Annotated in this window: 15 protein-coding genes; 5 read left to right on the top strand and 10 right to left on the bottom strand. The window is 38.4% G+C overall.

Annotation, left to right across the window (positions count from 1 at the left end; translation table 11 throughout):
• Positions 1-313 precede the first annotated feature (313 nt).
• Positions 314-4,288 (top strand): endo-1,4-beta-xylanase, encoded by a 3,975-nt coding sequence (locus tag V7266_RS21350; protein WP_335470705.1) that lies wholly within the window; start codon positions 314-316, stop codon positions 4,286-4,288.
• Between the two features lie 123 nt (positions 4,289-4,411).
• On the opposite strand, the gene V7266_RS21355 is transcribed toward V7266_RS21350, so the two are convergent.
• The 3 genes from V7266_RS21355 to garD all read right to left on the bottom strand — a co-directional run bounded on the left by V7266_RS21355 (position 4,412) and on the right by garD (position 7,993).
• On the bottom strand, positions 4,412-5,086 hold the full coding sequence (locus V7266_RS21355) for a uracil-DNA glycosylase (protein ID WP_335470707.1): 675 nt from the start codon (positions 5,084-5,086) through the stop codon (positions 4,412-4,414).
• A gap of 61 nt (positions 5,087-5,147) precedes the next feature.
• Entirely contained in the window at positions 5,148-6,410 is a 1,263-nt protein-coding gene (locus tag V7266_RS21360) for a lactate racemase domain-containing protein (protein WP_335470709.1), read from the bottom strand.
• Positions 6,411-6,478: 68 nt separating this feature from the next.
• Positions 6,479-7,993: a galactarate dehydratase gene (garD, locus tag V7266_RS21365; protein WP_335470710.1), complete on the bottom strand. Its 1,515-nt coding sequence runs from the start codon at positions 7,991-7,993 to the stop codon at positions 6,479-6,481.
• Between the two features lie 124 nt (positions 7,994-8,117).
• On the opposite strand from garD, the gene V7266_RS21370 reads away from it, so the two are divergent.
• A complete protein-coding gene (locus tag V7266_RS21370; protein WP_335470713.1) occupies positions 8,118-9,035 on the top strand; it encodes a LysR family transcriptional regulator in 918 nt (305 codons plus the stop codon).
• Between the two features lie 69 nt (positions 9,036-9,104).
• On the opposite strand, the gene V7266_RS21375 is transcribed toward V7266_RS21370, so the two are convergent.
• The gene (locus V7266_RS21375) at positions 9,105-10,490 is read right to left on the bottom strand and encodes a PLP-dependent aminotransferase family protein (RefSeq protein ID WP_335470716.1); all 1,386 of its coding nucleotides are present in this window, start codon (positions 10,488-10,490) and stop codon (positions 9,105-9,107) included.
• Positions 10,491-10,600: 110 nt separating this feature from the next.
• Here V7266_RS21375 and V7266_RS21380 point away from each other — a divergent pair, with 110 nt between their 5' ends.
• Positions 10,601-11,320: an AzlC family ABC transporter permease gene (locus tag V7266_RS21380; RefSeq protein ID WP_335470718.1), complete on the top strand. Its 720-nt coding sequence runs from the start codon at positions 10,601-10,603 to the stop codon at positions 11,318-11,320.
• A complete protein-coding gene (locus V7266_RS21385; RefSeq protein WP_335470720.1) occupies positions 11,311-11,637 on the top strand; it encodes an AzlD domain-containing protein in 327 nt (108 codons plus the stop codon). Before V7266_RS21380 ends, V7266_RS21385 begins: the two co-directional genes overlap by 10 nt.
• Before the next feature lie 168 nt (positions 11,638-11,805).
• Here the strand turns inward: V7266_RS21385 and V7266_RS21390 are convergent, their stop codons facing one another.
• Both V7266_RS21390 and V7266_RS21395 read right to left on the bottom strand, forming a co-directional pair.
• On the bottom strand, positions 11,806-12,282 hold the full coding sequence (locus V7266_RS21390; protein ID WP_335470722.1) for a CBS domain-containing protein: 477 nt from the start codon (positions 12,280-12,282) through the stop codon (positions 11,806-11,808).
• Between the two features lie 24 nt (positions 12,283-12,306).
• On the bottom strand, positions 12,307-13,530 hold the full coding sequence (locus tag V7266_RS21395; RefSeq protein ID WP_335470724.1) for an MFS transporter: 1,224 nt from the start codon (positions 13,528-13,530) through the stop codon (positions 12,307-12,309).
• Positions 13,531-13,702: 172 nt separating this feature from the next.
• On the opposite strand from V7266_RS21395, the gene V7266_RS21400 reads away from it, so the two are divergent.
• The gene (locus tag V7266_RS21400; protein WP_335470726.1) at positions 13,703-14,593 is read left to right on the top strand and encodes a LysR family transcriptional regulator; all 891 of its coding nucleotides are present in this window, start codon (positions 13,703-13,705) and stop codon (positions 14,591-14,593) included.
• A gap of 177 nt (positions 14,594-14,770) precedes the next feature.
• Here the strand turns inward: V7266_RS21400 and V7266_RS21405 are convergent, their stop codons facing one another.
• The 4 genes from V7266_RS21405 to V7266_RS21420 all read right to left on the bottom strand — a co-directional run bounded on the left by V7266_RS21405 (position 14,771) and on the right by V7266_RS21420 (position 18,273).
• A complete protein-coding gene (locus tag V7266_RS21405) occupies positions 14,771-15,754 on the bottom strand; it encodes a tRNA dihydrouridine synthase (RefSeq protein WP_335470740.1) in 984 nt (327 codons plus the stop codon).
• 348 nt (positions 15,755-16,102) lie between these two features.
• Positions 16,103-16,891 (bottom strand): FAD synthetase family protein, encoded by a 789-nt coding sequence (locus tag V7266_RS21410; RefSeq protein ID WP_335470727.1) that lies wholly within the window; start codon positions 16,889-16,891, stop codon positions 16,103-16,105.
• 99 nt (positions 16,892-16,990) lie between these two features.
• Complete coding sequence (locus tag V7266_RS21415; RefSeq protein ID WP_335470729.1) at positions 16,991-17,785, bottom strand: 2-keto-4-pentenoate hydratase; 795 nt, start codon at positions 17,783-17,785, stop codon at positions 16,991-16,993.
• 14 nt (positions 17,786-17,799) lie between these two features.
• On the bottom strand, positions 17,800-18,273 hold the full coding sequence (locus V7266_RS21420; RefSeq protein WP_335470731.1) for a flavin reductase family protein: 474 nt from the start codon (positions 18,271-18,273) through the stop codon (positions 17,800-17,802).
• Positions 18,274-18,367: the final 94 nt, after the last annotated feature.

The following is an 18,367-nucleotide window of genomic DNA, read 5'->3' on the forward strand; positions in this document are numbered from 1 at the left end:
AAATGTAATTTTATGTAGAAAAACCTGAAAAGAAGTCGACATTTTGTACTTATTCTTGAAACTTTTGTAATCTGATACAAAAAATAGAAACAGAATTGTATTCTCCCATTCCAACATTTACTTGTACCCATTAAATATTTCTTCAACCAATTAGAATATTTAGTTTCTTAAGTATTCTCTATAGTTTTTACGGGTTAAATGATTTAGATGTCAAGCTAAAATAGAAGAATAGCAGGATGAGAGGGGGATAGTTACGTATTATGTAAGCGCTTCACCATTTAATAAAAAAAATCTATTATGGGGGATGCATTAAATGAGAAAAAAGTTTAAAAGTTTGGTTTCATTACTTCTTGTAGCCCTTTTAGTCATTCCGTTAGGTTGGATTACACATGTTTCTAAGGCAGCGGCGAGCGCGGACATTCCAGTTCTTTTATATCATCGAATCGTCCAAACTCCTACCAATCAATGGACGGATACCAGCATTGACCATTTTAACCAGGCCATGAAGTATCTTCATGACAATGGTTACACCACGTTATCAGCAGATGATTATGTGGACATCATGAAAGGAAATGCAACAGCTCCTGCAAAGCCTGTTCTATTAACCTTTGACGATGCTACTCCTGATTTTGTTACCACCGCTCTCCCAGTATTAAAACAATATAACATGAAGTCTGTATTATTTGTTGTCAGTAGCTGGATCGGTGGCGGTTACAGTATGTCACAAGCACAGTTACAAAGTTTGGTGAATGAACCTAGTGTGAGTCTAGAGAATCATTCCAAAACCCATGACGATAAAGTTTGGGGAAATGGTGCTGCAGGTACTAGCCCCATGACGACTGAGCAAGCTGCAGATGAAATTGTATCAGCGAATGATTACTTAACAAAATTGACAGGTAAGGCCCCTGTCCTTTTGGCTTATCCTTATGGTTCTTTTAATGATACTGTAAAAGATGTTGCTAAAAACAACGGCATTAAATATGCATTTAAAGTTGGCTACCCTGACGGTAGCGATAATTATACAATGGGTCGAGACTATGTATTAGATGCAGATCTAACTCAAATTGCAAAATGGGTTGGCGGACCTGCCCCAACAACGACTCCGACACCTGGAGACCAGACGCAAACGGTTTATCATGAAACCTTTGCCAGTGGTGTGGGCATTGCAACGAAAGCGGGCAACCCGCAAGTGCAAGCCGTTTCTGGAAAAGTTTTTGATGGCAATGATGATGGAACAGCGATCTATGTAAGCGGTCGAGTAAACAACTGGGATAGCGTTGATATCCCCTTCAGCAAAGTTGGCATGGTAAACGGCAAAAAATATACAATCACAGTCAAAGGGTACGTTGACGATAGTGGAAGTGTTCCTGCAGGTGCACAAGCTTTGCTTCAGAATGTAAACAGCTATAATGGCTTGTATGTAGCAGCGGATTACAAAGCAGGACAAGCTTTTACGTTAACTGGAGAGTACACCGTTGATACAAGCAAAGATAACGCATTGCGCATTCAATCTAACGATGCAGGAAAAGCAGTTCCGTTCTACATCGGAGATATCCTTATCACGGAAAAGGTAACTTCCGGCGGCAGTAGTGATCCCGTGGATCAAAGACCAGCTGCGCAAATCTTCAACCCAATTACGTTTGAAGATCAAACAAAAGGTGGCTTCGAGGGCAGAGCTGGTACAGAAAATCTGACTGTAACCAATGAGGACAACCATACTGCAGGCGGTTCTTATGCTTTGAAAATTGAGGGCAGAACACAAGCTTGGAATGGTCCATCCTTACATGTTGAGAAATACGTTAACCTTGGACAAGAATATAAGATTTCAGCTTGGGTCAAGTTGATTTCGCCTGAAAGCTCACAGCTTCAGCTTTCCACACAAGTAGGAACTGGCGGGGCTGCCAGTTATAATAACCTTCAAGGTAAAACAATTAACAAGGCAGACGGCTGGGTTAAGCTAGAAGGTACTTACCGTTATACCAATGCAGGCGGCGAAAATTTGACGATTTATGTAGAAAGTTCAAATAATACTACCGCCTCTTTCTATATTGACGACATCACCTTTGAACCTACTGGTTCGGCTCCAATTGAAGTCCAAGATTTAACTCCGATAAAAGATGTCTATAAAAATGATTTCTTAATCGGAAACGCAGTATCACTGGCAGATCTGGATGGAGTTAGACTTGACCTCCTTAAAAAGCATTTCAATATTGTCACTGCTGAAAACGCCATGAAACCAGACCAAGCGTATAATGCGAATAGACAATTTGACTTTACTGATGAGGACGCGCTCGTCAACAAAATTACAGCAGCAGGCCTAAAATTGCATGGTCACGTCCTTGTTTGGCACCAGCAGACGCCAACATGGCTGAATACTGCTGACAATGGCCAGCCATTGAGCAGGGACGAAGCACTCGCAAATTTACAAAACCATATTAAAACGGTCATGGAACATTACGGTGACAAGGTCATTTCTTGGGATGTAGTCAACGAAGCGATAAATGACGGCTTGTCGAATCCAACAGATTGGAAAGCATCACTGCGTCAATCCGGTTGGTATAAAGCGATTGGACCGGACTACGTGGAGCAGGCCTTCCTGGCAGCCAGAAAAGTAGTCGATGAAAACGGCTGGAATATTAAACTTTATTACAACGATTATAACGAAGACAATCAGAACAAAGCAGAAGCCATTTATCAGATGGTCAAAGAGCTCAACGAAAAATATGCACAGACACACCCTGGAAAACTGCTCATCGACGGTGTTGGTATGCAGTCACACTATAATTTAAATACAAACCCGGCTAATGTGAAAGCATCCATGGAGAAATTTATTTCCTTGGGTGTACAAGTCAGCGTGACCGAACTTGACATTGCAGCCGGCAGCAACAGCCAGCTTACCGAGAAGCAAGCGAATGATCAGGCTTATCTATACGCGCAATTGTTTAAAATCTACAAAGATCACGCTAGTCACATCGGGCGCGTGACCTTCTGGGGACTAAATGATGCGACAAGCTGGAGAGCAGCTCAAAGTCCGCTTATTTTTGATAAAAACTTACAAGCAAAGCCTGCTTATTATGGGGTTATCAATCCGGATAAATTTATCTCTGAACATGCGCCTGAAGTGAAAGTCGCAAAACAATCTACTGCTTTATTTGGTACACCTGCTATTGATGGAACCGTAGATGATGTTTGGAAGAACGCGCCCGAACTTCCAGTTAACCACTATCTACAGGCATGGCAAGGGGCAAACGGTGTATCCAAGGTACTATGGGATAAGGAGAACCTGTACATTTTAACACAGGTGAGCGACTCCCAGCTCGACAAATCAAGCCTTAATCCATGGGAGCAAGATTCGGTTGAAGTCTTCGTCGACGAGAACAATGGCAAAACATCTTCATATGAAAACGGAGACGGACAATATCGAGTAAACTTTGACAATCAGACTTCATTTAACCCTGGAAGCATTGCCAATGGTTTCGAATCTGCTACCCACGTATTGGGTAATAGCTACGTCGTTGAAATGAAGATTCCGTTCAAAACAATTAGTCCACAACACAACGCGAAGATCGGTTTTGATGTACAGATCAATGACGGTAAAGATGGTGCCCGCCAAAGTGCTGCAACATGGAACGACACTACTGGTAATGGATATCAAGATACATCAGTGTTCGGCGTACTAACACTTGCTGACACAACTGCACCTGTGACAACTGATAACGCACCAACAACTTGGGTTAATAGTGATGTGACGGTTGATCTTACCGCTAGTGATAATGGTTCCGGTATTAAAGATACCTATTACAAAATCGATAACGGGGCAGAACAGACCGGAAATTCCTTCACTATTACTGATGAGGGCGTCCATACTATAAGTTATTGGAGTGTAGACAACGCTGGAAATGTTGAGCAGCCTAGGACAAAAACAGTTAAACTGGATAAGACAGCACCAATGTTATCTATTACTCTAGATAAAACAACAATATGGTCACCTAATCATAAGATGGTGCCAGTTACGGCTACTATTAGTCCAGCTGATGCCGCATCAGGAATTGACTCAGTTGTGTTAACTTCCATTACAAGCAATGAGAAGCTTCAATCTGATGATATTCAGAATGCTAAATTGAATACACCTATTACTGGTTCTACTGCTTCCTTTGATCTTCGTGCTGATCGATTAGGAAGCGGTAATGGGCGTGTATACACGATTACTTTTACCACAACTGATAAAGCTGGTAATGTAACAACTAAGAGTGTTACTGTCACTGTTCCCCACGATCAGTCTAAATAAATAGTGATTGAAGAAATCCCCTGAATGTGCATTCAGGGGATTTTTTTCTGAAATAAAATATAGGGTACAACTTCAAATCTGTTAAAACTTTCGAAGTGCTTTTAGGCCCCACCGTTCAGCTGATTAAAGTGTAGAAATTGTCCAGTCAATTTCCTTCTGTCCAATTTTGCGTAAAAAGTCATTGGTTCGGGAAAATGGCTTGCTGCCAAAGAAGCCACTGTTAGCAGAAAAGGGACTCGGATGAGGTGATTTTATAATAAAATGCCTTTGTGAAGTTATTAGCTCTTGCTTTTGCTGAGCAAATCTCCCCCATAAGATAAAGACGACCGGTGTCTCCCTACCATTCAAGATTTCTATAATTCTATCAGTAAATCTCTCCCAGCCAATCCCTTTATGGGAGTTAGGGTTCCCAGCCTGCACAGTCAGCACCGCATTAAGCAGCAGCACCCCCTGCTCCGTCCAATCCGTTAGAGATCCATGATTGGGTATCTCGCAGCCTATATCAGCATGTAATTCCTTATAAATATTTTTCAAGGAGGGCGGAATGCCTACCCCCGGCTTGACGGAGAAACTAAGTCCATGAGCCTGTCCTGGTCCATGATATGGATCTTGTCCGATTATGACCACTTTAGTATCCTCAAAAGAAGTAAAATGGAGTGCATTATATATATCGTGCATATCAGGATAAATCACTTTATGTTGATATTCCTCTTTTAAAGTTTGCCGCAAACTCATATAATACGGTTTTACGAATTCTCCTTCTAATAAAGGAGCCCAGTCATTTGTTAAGATTTTCATTACTTTTAACACTCTTTTCATTTTAGGTTGTCTATATTTATTATAAAGACACTAAAAAAATTTAAAAGAGATTACCGTTTTCGTTAAAAGTCATATATTCTGGTTCACTTAAAATTTCAATATTCGGATTCATCTTTGCTTCTTCCATCAGGCATTCAGAGATGAACATATGTTCAAGCTCCAGCGTATTTTTAATCCGAATCATCCTCATCTGGTTATAGTCAACGTCAAAACAAGTTTTCATGGCAGCTCTTATCGCCAAGCTGTCATTTTCCATAACCATAGGAATTTTAACACTTTGTGCCAGTCTGTTTGTCAAGGGGTTCGGGTAAGTGGACTCAAATGATATCTTATCAAAGAGTCTTCTTGAGCAAATATCCGCATTAGCCATTCCGTTTGCATTTCCATGGGACTCTCTTGTAAGATCCAGAACGGCCAGTCTTTGTGCCAGCGGATTATATTTTAAGGATCCTGAGTAATTCCTTCTAATAATATTAGGATCCATGCCGCTCCCTGAGATGTTTTTACCCATTTCATCCACTATAAGAACATCACATTTTTCGAACATGATGCTTGGCATAAGTTCGTGTGCTTCTTGCAGTAATCCCGGTTCCTCATCCATAATCCGTTCCTTTGGTATGGCTGCAATTTTATAAGTTTCATCATAGGCGTTTTCTATCATTCCAACCGCAAATATGATTTTTGATTTTTTTAATGTCTCTCTTGCAATCTCTTCCACTCTGTACGGAATGTTTTCTACACCGGCTGAATGAATGATTTCAGCACCCACTTGTTTACCAAGCCCAACCGCGATCATTTTGGCCAAGCCGCTTTCATAGGACGCCCTAAAAGATGTATGAGGCTTAATGCGGCCAGTAATAATAATAGCATCTGCTTTCGTATGAGCATTCTTATCTATATTGACCGGAAGTCCAGTTTTGGAGACCCCAATCTGAACAACTTCCATACTAGAAACAATGGGTGCCCCTGTAGATTCTTCGGTTATGCCGAGCTCGGCGAGTATTTCCGCCTGTCCTTCTCCTGTTGCTCCCCCATGACTCCCCATTGTTGGCACGATAAACGGGTAAGCTCCTCGGTCTTTAACCGCTGTCACAATTTCTCTAACGATGCAGGGCATATTGGCAATCCCTCTACTGCCCACAGCTATAGCAACCCGCGCACCAGCATTAATTCTGCCTATAATTTCTTTCTTACTGAGTTCTTCTCGTATAACAGCAGTTACATCTGCAATGGTTTCTCTTGGGAAACGCTGTCTGATTTTAATCATTCTTGGGATGTTTATACCTCTGAATAATTTCTCCATTTCAATACCTCTTTTCAAAAAAGAACAGCATATGTTGTTCTGACATATAAATAGTATTTATCCTTTAATCAGGTTATTGGTGCTGGGTTAAACAGGGTAAAATCATTATAAATTTCGTATTTTTCTGCAAAAGTTTGTTTTCTTCCGCTGGCAACATCGATAATTTCGTTGAATAATAGAGTTCCAATTTCTTGAATGGTTGCTTCACCCGTTGCAATTGGCCCGGCATTTACATCTATCAAATCTTGCCACATATCTTTCATATCATTTCTGGAACATACTTTAATTACTGGTGCAGTCTCTAATCCATAAGGAGTTCCTCGTCCTGTCATAAAAACTTGGAGCGTGATCCCACTAGATAACTGGCATGAGCCACATACAAAGTCGCTGGCTGGAGTTGCCGCAAAAATCATACCTTTTTTCGTTGGTCTTTCTCCAGGTGAAAGAACTTCTACAATCGGTGATGAACCCGATTTAGCAATCGAACCCATTGCCTTTTCAACAATATTCGATAGACCACCCTTTTTATTTCCAGGAGTTGGATTCGCTGAACGGTCCACTTGACCGTTATTTAGGTATTGATCATACCATTTCATCTCATCAGCTAGTTTTTTCCCAACTTCTTCGTTCACACAACGCTCTGCAATGATATGGACACCATCACGGACCTCAGTTACTTCAGAAAACATAACAGTTGCACCAGCATTGACTAACATATCGGCAGCATATCCGGCGGAAGGATTAGCTGTTACACCTGAGAAAGCATCACTTCCACCACATTGTAATCCAATACATAATTGAGTAAGAGGCAGTTCAACACGAACTCTTTCATTCAATTTTTTTAATTTATTTTCAGCCATTTTCATAATTTGTGCCATGATCGCCTGGTGACCTTTTTCATTTTGAAACGTGACCACATTGTCTGAAGTGTTATATTCCGCATCCAACAACATTTCTAAGGTTAGTTTTTCACATCCCAAAGAGATAATCATCGTCTCTCCACCGAAATTCGGATGTTTGACCATATTTTGCAACATTCGAATCGGGATTTTTGCTTCAGGGGCATTAATTGCGACACCGCATCCATACGCATGATTTATCACTACAACATCATCTACATTTGGATATTTTGGAAGGAGTTCTTGTTTAATTCTCTTTACTGCATTATTTAAAACACCTGTTACGCATTGAACAGTTGTGACAATTCCCAGTATATTTCTTGTTCCAGCATATCCTCCGTTTTTGTTTGGATAACCCATAAATGTCCTAACTGGTGGCTCTGGCAGATCTGCAATTAAATTTGTTGCAAACTCCATCTCATCCAATGATGGAGGAATTGGAAGTTCCAACATATGTTCATTAATCCAGTCCCCCTTTTTAATAGAATGTAATGCATATCCTAAAATGACGCCATATCGGACGATTGGTGCACCTTCTCCGATATTGCATAATGCAATTTTATGTCCTTGGGGAATATCCTGATTTGCTAAAATATCATCGATGGCAATGGTACCTGCTGGAATGGCATTTACTGTAATGGCAACGTTATCATTATCATTGATTTTAATAAAACGATTTTCCACTTTGATACCTCCTAAACTCTTGTTCTATTCTCAAAACAATTGTACTCTTAGAGGGTAAATAAAGTAAAAGTGATTATTTTTAGAATTCTATAAGAAAAACTAAGAGTAATGAGGAGAATTTCATATGGATTTAAAACAGTTGGAATATATGATTAAAATCGCTGAGGAAAACAATATTACAAAGGCTGCCGAAAAACTCTTCATCACTCAATCAGCATTAAATCAGCAGCTTTTAAAATTAGAAAAAGAGCTGGGAACGCAGCTTTTTGTCCGTTCAAGAACCAATTGGCATCCGACGCAGGCAGGTGAAATTTATATTGAAAATGCAAAAAAAATGGTACGTATTAAAAAAGACACCTACAACCAAATTAATGATTTAGTGGATATAAAAAAAGGAAAGCTTAGTATTGGCTTAACTACCGAACGCGGTCCTGAAATGTTTGCATCTATCTATCCTGCTTTTTACAAAATGTATCCAAATGTAAAAGTTGAACCCATTGAACTACCTGTGAAACAACAACAGCATGAAATATCAATTGGAAATCTTGATATTGGTTTTGTAACTTTGCAAGATTACCAAAAAACAAATGATGAATATATTCAAATTGCTTTAGAAGAAATTATTTTAGCAGTTCCCAAGACGCATCCCCTTGCCCATATTGGAGGACAACTCGGCGATAAACTACCTGAAATAAGCTTAGACCGTTTTAAAGATGATACGTTTGCCCTAATGCAAAAAGGATCAACTCTTCGAGAAATTTATGATAATCTCACTACCGACAAAGATTTTAATCCATATATATTGTTAGAAACAAGGAGCTGCCAAAACTTATATCATATGGTTGCGGAAGGAATCTGCTGTTCCATTATTCCAATTGCCTATGCCCAAAAAAACTCTAACGTCGCTTACTTCTTTATCAAGCAAAAACCTGTTTGGGAAGTATGTGCATCTTATAAGAAAGGTACTTACTTAAGTAATCCTGCTAGAGACTTTATTAAGATTGCTTGTAATTATTGGTCCAATAAATTGATTCATCCATAAGGAATGAGCTGTAACCCATAAAATGGACTGGTATATATGGCAACTCATGAGATGTTGGTAACCAGATATTTACGACTCTAGCAAGAATTTTTTTAGGATACAAAGCCCTTTCTCCAATTCATAGGAGTCCTTTGGAGATGTTAGTGAAATACGAATAAATTGTGGATATTCATCTTTTTTGACCAAGAAACGATGAGAATGATAAACATGAATCCCCCGGGTTAAAGCAATATGCTCAAACTGGTTTAGCTGCCATTGTTTATGCAATGGTAACCAGCGAAAAAAACTAATAGGATTTTCGCTGGGATGATTGATTTGAAAATAGTTAAGGTAAATCCGGTTCCGTTCTTGTGAAATTTCCCGTTTTTTCTTAATGATTTGTTCAGCAGCACCAGTATTAATTAATTCTGTTATAATTTCTGCATTTAAAGCAGATGTTTTTACGTTGAGATTGAAAATTCCATATGTAATTTTTTCAGCAAACTGATTGGCGTATGCGATAAATGCAACTCGAATACCAGAGCTGAGTGATTTGGCAATACTCAGGATATAAACAAACCTTTCCGGCACAAAATATGAAATTGGGAAATAACCATGCGGAGCCAGGAAAGAGTATACGTCATCCTCTATTAAAATAAGCCCGTGTTTATTGATGACCCCTGCTATTTCTTTTCTGCGATTCATATTCATTGTTACAGCAGTAGGATTATTGCAGGAGGGACTCAAATAAATTCCCTGCAATGAATTTGTTCTGCAAACAGCATCTAATCTCTCCGGCTTCATCCCTAACTCATCCCCCTCAATAGGGATTAATTGGATATTCAATATTTTAGCCAGTTCAATAAAATTAGGATAAGTATATATATCTACCGCTATTTTATCACCCGGATGAAACAAGGCCATTAGAATCAGCGAAAACGAATTTTGCCCTCCCGAAGTGATCGCAATATTTTCAATAGGTACATCCATGTTAAAGAACTGCATCCACTTTTTGGCTGCCATTCGATGATAAGGCATTCCCAACGGGTGTCTGTAATCTAATAAATTTTCAAGATAATCTTTGGCGGCAATGCTTTTAATCGCTTGGGCGACGATTACGTTTGTGCTATCTAGGGGCTTAATGATCCCCATCTCTATATAATTCTTATGCTCATCACTGTCTGCCATAAAAATAGCATTTTTTATATTGGGAGTAACAAAGGTTCCCCTTCCGGTAACGGCATAGATTAATCCTTTTACTTCGCATATTTTAAATGCCCTTGTGACAGTGCTGAGGTTAATATCAAGATAATCTGCTAATTCTCGTTGAGGAGGAAGCTTCGTATTGGCTGCGAGAAAGCCATTAATAATATCATACTCCAGCAAACTGGCAATCGACCGATACAATGGAGGGGCAAGCTGTTTTTTATCCGGCTTCCACGACAAAGGATAATTTTCAAATGAATTAACTGGCATCTAACACCCTCCTCGAAAAATTGTATTGCATACAATTATATCATTGAAGCCATACAATGAGGATGATAAAGTAAATTTACAAACAATTTTTTATAAGTGGGTGAAAGATTTTGAACATCAGTGATAACACTTTTTTGCGGGAAGAAAACAACTTCTTTGCCGGTGTACGGGATTGTCTGCCCACTGTACTTGGTTACTTAAGTATTGGATTTGCGGCAGGTGTTGTGGAAAAAACAGCAGGACTTTCGATTGTTGAAATTGGACTGATATCCTTGCTTTTATACGCAGGTTCTGGTCAATTTATTGCTGCAGCGATGATTGGGGCTCAAAGTCCCACATTAGCAATTATCTTTACTATTTTCTTTATTAATCTCCGCCATCTTTTAATGAGTGCGGCTATTTCGCCCTATTTCCGTCATCTTACACCCTTCAAGAATATTTTAATCGGTTCTTTACTTACAGATGAAACATTTGGTGTGGCAATGAATGAAGCAGCAAGTAAGAATTGGCTCAGCGAAAAATGGATGTATGGTCTAAATATAACTGCTTATTTAAATTGGTTCATTGCCAATATTGCCGGAGCATTTTTCGGAGAATGGATTTCGAATCCGGAAACATTCGGTCTTGATTTTGCCTTGCCGGGAATGTTTATTGGTCTTCTTGTCCTGCAAATGGTCAGCCGAAAAAAATTGATGAAAGATATTATTGTTGCACTATGTGCTGTTGCCATTGTTGTAGGGGTAAGTTTAGCGGCATCTGGAAGTGTAGGTGTTATTATGGCAACAATTATTGCCTCTAGCGTAGGAATGGCGGTGGAAAAATGGAAGTAAGATGGTCTATCTTTTTAATTATTTTAGGCTCAGCACTTGTAACATTCATTCCTCGAGTGCTTCCCATTGCAATTCTAAGTCGTATTGAACTGCCCGACTGGGCAATGCGCTGGTTGAACTACGTCCCCATTGCGGTTATGGCAGCCTTAGTGGGGCAAGAATTGTTAATGCCAAACGGAAAATTGGAACCTTTGCAAAATAACCTTGAACTAATCGCCGCTTTGCCTGCTTTTATGTTTGCCATTGTAACGCGCAGTTTATTAGGAACTGTTGTAGCTGGAATCATCTCTATAATGGTATTACGTTTTGTGTTTTAAATTAGTAAAGTACTGTTAATGAATTTAGCGAAATGCAGACGGTTGGTATGGATTTTCTAACGCAAAAAACTCCTCAAAAACAAAGTGATCTTGCTTTTTGGGGAGTTTCTTTAATACTGTCAAAGTCTGAAGACTCCTCTCGGCTTTTTTATTATGAAATATAGTCTATTATTCCTGCACTGAGTCTTCATTAAATATTGATTTTGATAAATTATGAATAATATCTCCACGGCTTATTATCCCTACAACCCTGCCGGCTCCATTCACGACAGGAATCTTTTTAAAATGATGCTTCGATATTAAACGAATGGCGCTTTCAAAGTCATCCTCGGGTGATAATGTCTTAATATTTTTCTTTACCATAATTTGCTCAATAGGAGTATTCATTCTTTCTCTTAAAATATCTTCCATTTTTTGAGCTTCTTCTACATATACAGTATAGTAGGCTAAATATAGTTTTTCTTTATGCGGAGAAAGAAAACGTACGATATCCCCATCTGAAACAATGCCAACTAAATTTCCTTTATCATCAACCACTGGGACACCGCCAATTCGATTCGTTTCTAAAATAGAAATTAATTCTTTGACCGTTGTTGAATGCTTAGCTGTAATTACTGTTCGAATCATAAAATCGCGTACTTGCATGTAGACCTTTCTCCTTTCCTCTATCTATTTATTTATTTTCACATTCGCCTCAGACATCCATTCAGCTGCATGACGATTCTCTTTTTTCTTTCCGCTTGTTAAAAAGAAGTATGCTAAACCTCCTGCAACAATAAGTACGATTCCAGCGATAAAGACACTGCTATAACCAAATGAATTTGCTGCTATTCCCAGCACAAATGCTCCAATAGCCATTCCTAAATCCATTGAATTGAAGAACAACGAATTGGCAATTCCGACACGATGTTTTTCAACAGAACTAATAACCTGTGTTTGAAGTATTGGTGTAACAGAACCGTACCCAATTCCAATGATTGCACCTGCCAAAATCATAATGACTGCTGTTTGAGGCAATGAGAGTATAACCATCCCAATTGCAAATAAAACAATACAAGGAAAAACTATTTTGTTTGCCCCGTAACGGTCAGCCCACACACCTGTAAAAGGCCGGAATACAAACATTAAGCCCGCATATAGAATAAAGAACGTACTAGCGGCTTTTACAAGGTTAATTTCCTGCGCATATAAGGCTAAGAATGAAGCAACACCTGAATATGCACAAGCTAAAATAAATATAACAAGCGCAAATGGCGCAGCTTTTTTATCAACCAAATCATTGAAATCAAATCTTTTTCTTGTTTTAAGAACTTTTTCTTGCTTCCCTTGTTCTGGAACATGAATAACCATTGATAAAAAGATATTTACTACTGAGATGACAATACAAATAATGTATACTGTGTTGTATGCTCCAATGTTCGCTAAGTTAAGACCTATAACTGGCCCAATCACCATTGCTAATCCCATTGCTAATGAGAACCAACTCATTCCCTCTCCACGTCTTGAATCTGGGATGATTTCCGCACTGATTGTTCCTTTTACAGTAGTTATAACCCCAAAAGTAATTCCATGAATAATCCTCAATATAAATAATGTCCAAATATTTGTTACAAATGGATAAAATAGTGTCGGAATAAAAAATGCTGCTGCAGAATAAATCAAGATTTTCTTTTGTGATCCTACACTTACCCACTTCCCAGCAAATGGCCGAATAATAATAGCCGCAATTAAAAATAAGGTTAATAATAAACCAGCCTGATCCGCACCCCCGCCAAATTCTTTCGTTAATTGAAGGGGAAGTGCTGTTAATAGGATATAAAATGCTAAAAAGATAAAAAAACTGATAGTAGTGATATTTATGAAATCCTTAGTCCATAATTTTGGTTTAACCATATACTGTTTCCTCCTTTATACACTTGTCAATTGACAGATCTATTAACGATTGTTTACTTGAAATATAGGTTACTTATTAAGTATATATCTATTTGTCATGCGTACATAATTGTATTTTTTATAGCACCCATGCATAATGGTAATACCACTGATAACCCGAGGAGAATGCCGAATGGATTTTGACCAACTTTACTATTTCCATACAGTTGCAAAATATAATAGTCTTACAAAAGCCTCCGAAGAATTAAATCTTTCACAACCAGCGCTAAGCCGTTCCATTCTGCGTCTTGAAGAAGAAATTGGTGTCCCTTTATTCGAAAGAAAAAGCCGCGGAGTCGTTTTAAACCAATATGGAAAGTTTTTTCTAAGTCACGCAATCCAGGTTTTATCAGGAATGAAAGAAGCAAAACAAAAAATCCATGATATGATCGATCCAAACCATGGAATCATTTCACTCGCATTTATCGAAACGCTTGGCTCCAGTTTTGTACCTGATCTAATCAGTGATTTTCAACAAGAATTTCCCAACATTCAATTTCAATTATCCCAAAATATTTCAAGTGAAATTTTAAAAGAAATAGAAGCCGCTAACATTGACATTGGCTTCTGTTCGCCGCAGGAACTGCATGAAGGTCTGTGTTCCATTCCTGTTTTGTCTGAAGAATTATTCCTAATTGTTCCGGTTGCCCACAGGCTGGCGGGAAAAGAGCGGGTAAATTTAAGCGAAGTGGCGGATGATCCGTTTATCTTTTTCAAGCCTCAAACAGCCTTGCATGATTTAATACTAAATCTCTGCATTGAAGCAGGATTCCATCCAAGGAAGGTTTTTGAAGGATATGAGGAGAGGACAGTCTCTGACCTAGTAGGAGCCAATTTGGGTGTTGCCATTGTACCGTACATCCCTAATCTTGACGAAAGTAAAATTTCTATGATCCGTGTACAGTCACCAAAATGCTTTCGAGAAATCCAAATGGTATGGAGATTGAATGGATATATGTCTCCTGCCGTACAGAATTTTAAGGAATTTGTAGAGAAACGGGCTATAGGTATTACAAAGGAATAAATATAAAACGACAAATCTTGTGTTTTCCCTCTCTTCTTACACGTAAAAAAGCCCAGTCATTAATAATAACTGGACCATATGTTTATTCTATTCCTTTTAAAGATAAGCTTAACAACTAATTTTGGGGGCACATTAGTTTAACGTCCTACTTCGCTTTTACCTTGAATTGGGACACTTTTACTGTTCCCCTGCTCCATCAAGATTCTTTGACCCAAAATTATCGAGCAATGCACGCACTTCATCTGTTGATTCTGTGTTCATTAATTGATTTCTTAATTCACTCGCCCCTCGAAATCCTTTGACATATATCTTAAAAAAGCGATGAAGAGCCTTGAACGAACGCAGCTGTAATTCTGAATATTTATCATGGAGATCCAGATGCATTCGTAAGAGATCAAGCAATTCCTTACTGCTATGATCCCTCGGTTCTTTTTCAAAGGCAAATGGATTAGTGAAAATACCACGTCCAATCATAACCCCATCAACACCATATTGATTAACAAGCTTTAAGCCAGTTTGACGGTCAGGAATATCTCCATTGATTGTCAAAAGTGTATCTGGTGCCACCAGGTCACGAAGTTTCTTAATCTCCGGGATTAGTTCCCAATGAGCATCTACTTTGCTCATTTCATCTCTTGTACGCAGATGAATGGAAAGATTGGCAATGTCTTGTTTCAATATGTGTGTCAGCCAGTCGTGCCATTCGTCGATCTCAGTGAAACCAAGCCTTGTCTTTACACTTACGGGCAATCCACCAGCTTTTGCTGCTTGTATTAACTCTGCTGCCACTTCTGGACGACGGATAAGGCCGCTTCCCTTCCCATGCTGTGCAACATTAGGTACAGGACAGCCCATATTGATATCCAACCCCCGAAACCCAAGTTCCGCCATACCAATACTCATTTGCCGAAAGTTTTCAGGTTTATCCCCCCATATATGGGCCACAATCGGCTGTTCATCCTCTGTAAAAGTCAAACGCCCACGCACACTCTGAATCCCCTGTGGATGACAATAACTCTCAGAGTTTGTAAACTCTGTAAAAAACACATCAGGTCTGGCTGCCGCACTTACTACATGGCGAAAAACAACATCCGTCACATCTTCCATTGGTGCCAGTATAAAAAAAGGTCGTGGTAAATCACGCCAAAAATTATCTATCATGTTCAAATTCAAATCCTCTCAATATGGGATACCAGGGCAACCCATTATCCCAAAATTAAAAAGCAAAATGTCCCTGCTTCTTTTACACTTATACCATGCTTAGGCACATTTTATCAAACAGATCGGTCACGAGATGCTGGCAGGCTTATTCATTTTCCACTTTCTTATTGCATCTTGATAAATTTCACGATAGTACTGTCCATATTCAAAATGCTTTGTTTATCCGTTACAAGAAACACGAAAAGACAGAACCATTTTAGTAATGGTTCTGCCAAAAATTATGTGATTAAAAGAGAGATAATGATTGGTAAATGAACTACTATCAACGTAAAATCAAATGCTAAATAATCAGCTTGGTATTGTTTCGAATCGATCAACCCATTGTATCGTTAATAAATTCGGTAGTGTGGACATTTCATGATGAATCTGAATATATTTTTTAGACTTTACAGTCGCAACACACTCAATAAAAGAATGTCGATCTTCAATCAATACTTTATAACTACCTAAATTCGGTAACGAATAATTTGGTAGTATACCATTCTTTTGACAATACTTAGTTTTATAAAAGCCCCCCAATAAATTGGGTAATTCACTAAGCTTTCGTTCTGATAAGTGTTTCCGAATCAAAGTTGAACTAATTTTTTGATTATTCCATTTTAGCTCATCGACAACAGTTAGACCTACTTGCTTTGTAACTGCATAAAATGCCAGTGTTTTAACAGTACCACTTGCTTTTGCTCCATATGTGTAGTCGAAACCGCAAATAATTTCCTTAGCATTCAAACCAATAATATAATCATCTAAAAAATCGTTCGCTTCTACTTTAGCTAATTCCTTTGTAAATTCTACGATATAAAAAATATCCACTTCAAGCCTTTCTAACTTTTCAACTTTTTGTTCTAGTGGCTCTAGATATGAGATTTCGTTGTCTGAAAATAACACACTTTTTGGATGCGGGAAAAAAGAGAGAACTGCCAGTGATAAATTTTGTGCCTTTGCTTTTTCTTTAGCTGTTTGAATTACCTTTTGATGTCCTAAATGCACACCATCAAAATAACCAAGCGCCATTGCTACATTAGGAGATGACTGTCTAATCTCTTGTAAGTTATTAGCATTCACATAGATTACCTTCATTGCGATTCTCTCCTTTTTCCTTTATCTTGCTAAATTTTGTGTTACTTCATAAATTAAACCTTCTTATCTACAAACAGCCATCATTCTTTAAGTTTTTTTTCATTTGTTCACTACTTCCTTCAAAATGTTAGCGTTTACTTTTCCAAGTATACCGAAGTCAGCTTCGAATTCATCGCCTGTTTCAAAGGTAACAGCTTTTGATAGTGCTCCTGATAAAACAAACATGCCTGGCTCGATAGAAATGCCATATTCGCTCACTTCATTTACTAACCAAACAACCGCATTGAGTGGGTTATCTAACACTGCCGAACTCATTGCTTCGTCTGAAAATTCACCATTTTTCTTCACAATCATTGGAATTTTTGTAATGTCTTCAATATCTTTAAGCAGTGTACGTTTTTCACCTAAAATCGCACCTGCTGAAGAACCATTGTCTGCCACTGTATCCTCGAACTTTATTTTCCAATTCGCGATACGGCTATCGATTACTTCTACTGCTGGTACAACATAAGCCGTTGCATCGATTACATCTTGCACCGTCACTTTTGGCCCTTTTAACTCTTTATTGAAAACAAATGCGATTTCAAACTCTACCTTTGGTTGAATAAAGGACTCAGCAACTAAACCATCTGCCTCGTCATATACCATCGTATCTAAAATAAAGCCGTAGTCTGGTGTATATACATTCAACATTTCTTGCATCGCTTTACTTGTTAAACCAATTTTTAGCCCTTTTACTGTCGCCCCTGTGTCAATCTTTTGACGAATTTGCGCTAATTGCACGGCATAAGCATCATTAACTGTAATAATTTCATAGGTTTCAGTTAAGGGTGCAATTGGCTGTTTTGTACGTTCTGCTTCAAGCAATGCTTTAGCCATAATTTGAATATTCATAGACAATTCTCCTTTTATGACTTAACTGTTTCTACCTCAGTCAAATGACGATATTTACCACTGAAGAACAATAACGGATCTTTATCCTCAAGACGTAAATCTACTACTTTACCAATGAATAATGTATGGTCACCTTCTACATGTTCTGATACGACTTCACATGCAATTTGAGTGATAGCCCCTTTTAATACTGGCAGCTCAGCTAACGTTTCAAATTCTACTGCTTTACCAGGTTTCCCAGCGAAATGACGTGAATAATGCTCTTGATCTTCCGCTAAAATATTTACTGTATATTTTTTAGATTGTGAAACCTTCTCTAAAAATTTTGCTCTATGTCCAATAGAAATTAAGACAAGCTCCGGATCCAATGATACTGACATGAAACCGTTTGCTGTCATTCCATGTGTTTCTCCCTCGTTTTCAGTTAAAAGAACTGTCACTCCTGTAGCAAACTTTCCCATTGCATCTCTAAATAAACGATCATCCATCCTAAATTCCCCCATTCTTAACCGATTGAACTAATCATAAATGAGTCTATTTAAAATTATCATTATAATTTTTATTAAAAATTTAGATAAAATC

The organism is Neobacillus drentensis (assembly GCF_036965645.1).
Classification (GTDB): Bacteria; Bacillota; Bacilli; order Bacillales; family Cytobacillaceae; genus Neobacillus; species Neobacillus drentensis_D.

Coding starts and splice junctions, on each gene's coding strand:
- V7266_RS21375 (WP_335470716.1), bottom strand. CDS start 10,490: ATGCCAGTTAATTCATTTGAAAATTATCCTTTGTCGTGGAAGCCGGAT.
- V7266_RS21360 (WP_335470709.1), bottom strand. CDS start 6,410: ATGGAGAAATTATTCAGAGGTATAAACATCCCAAGAATGATTAAAATC.
- V7266_RS21355 (WP_335470707.1), bottom strand. CDS start 5,086: ATGAAAATCTTAACAAATGACTGGGCTCCTTTATTAGAAGGAGAATTC.
- V7266_RS21410 (WP_335470727.1), bottom strand. CDS start 16,891: ATGAAGGTAATCTATGTGAATGCTAATAACTTACAAGAGATTAGACAG.
- V7266_RS21390 (WP_335470722.1), bottom strand. CDS start 12,282: ATGCAAGTACGCGATTTTATGATTCGAACAGTAATTACAGCTAAGCAT.
- V7266_RS21400 (WP_335470726.1), top strand. CDS start 13,703: ATGGATTTTGACCAACTTTACTATTTCCATACAGTTGCAAAATATAAT.
- V7266_RS21370 (WP_335470713.1), top strand. CDS start 8,118: ATGGATTTAAAACAGTTGGAATATATGATTAAAATCGCTGAGGAAAAC.
- V7266_RS21395 (WP_335470724.1), bottom strand. CDS start 13,530: ATGGTTAAACCAAAATTATGGACTAAGGATTTCATAAATATCACTACT.
- V7266_RS21420 (WP_335470731.1), bottom strand. CDS start 18,273: ATGGATGATCGTTTATTTAGAGATGCAATGGGAAAGTTTGCTACAGGA.
- V7266_RS21350 (WP_335470705.1), top strand. CDS start 314: ATGAGAAAAAAGTTTAAAAGTTTGGTTTCATTACTTCTTGTAGCCCTT.
- V7266_RS21405 (WP_335470740.1), bottom strand. CDS start 15,754: ATGATAGATAATTTTTGGCGTGATTTACCACGACCTTTTTTTATACTG.
- V7266_RS21385 (WP_335470720.1), top strand. CDS start 11,311: ATGGAAGTAAGATGGTCTATCTTTTTAATTATTTTAGGCTCAGCACTT.
- V7266_RS21415 (WP_335470729.1), bottom strand. CDS start 17,785: ATGAATATTCAAATTATGGCTAAAGCATTGCTTGAAGCAGAACGTACA.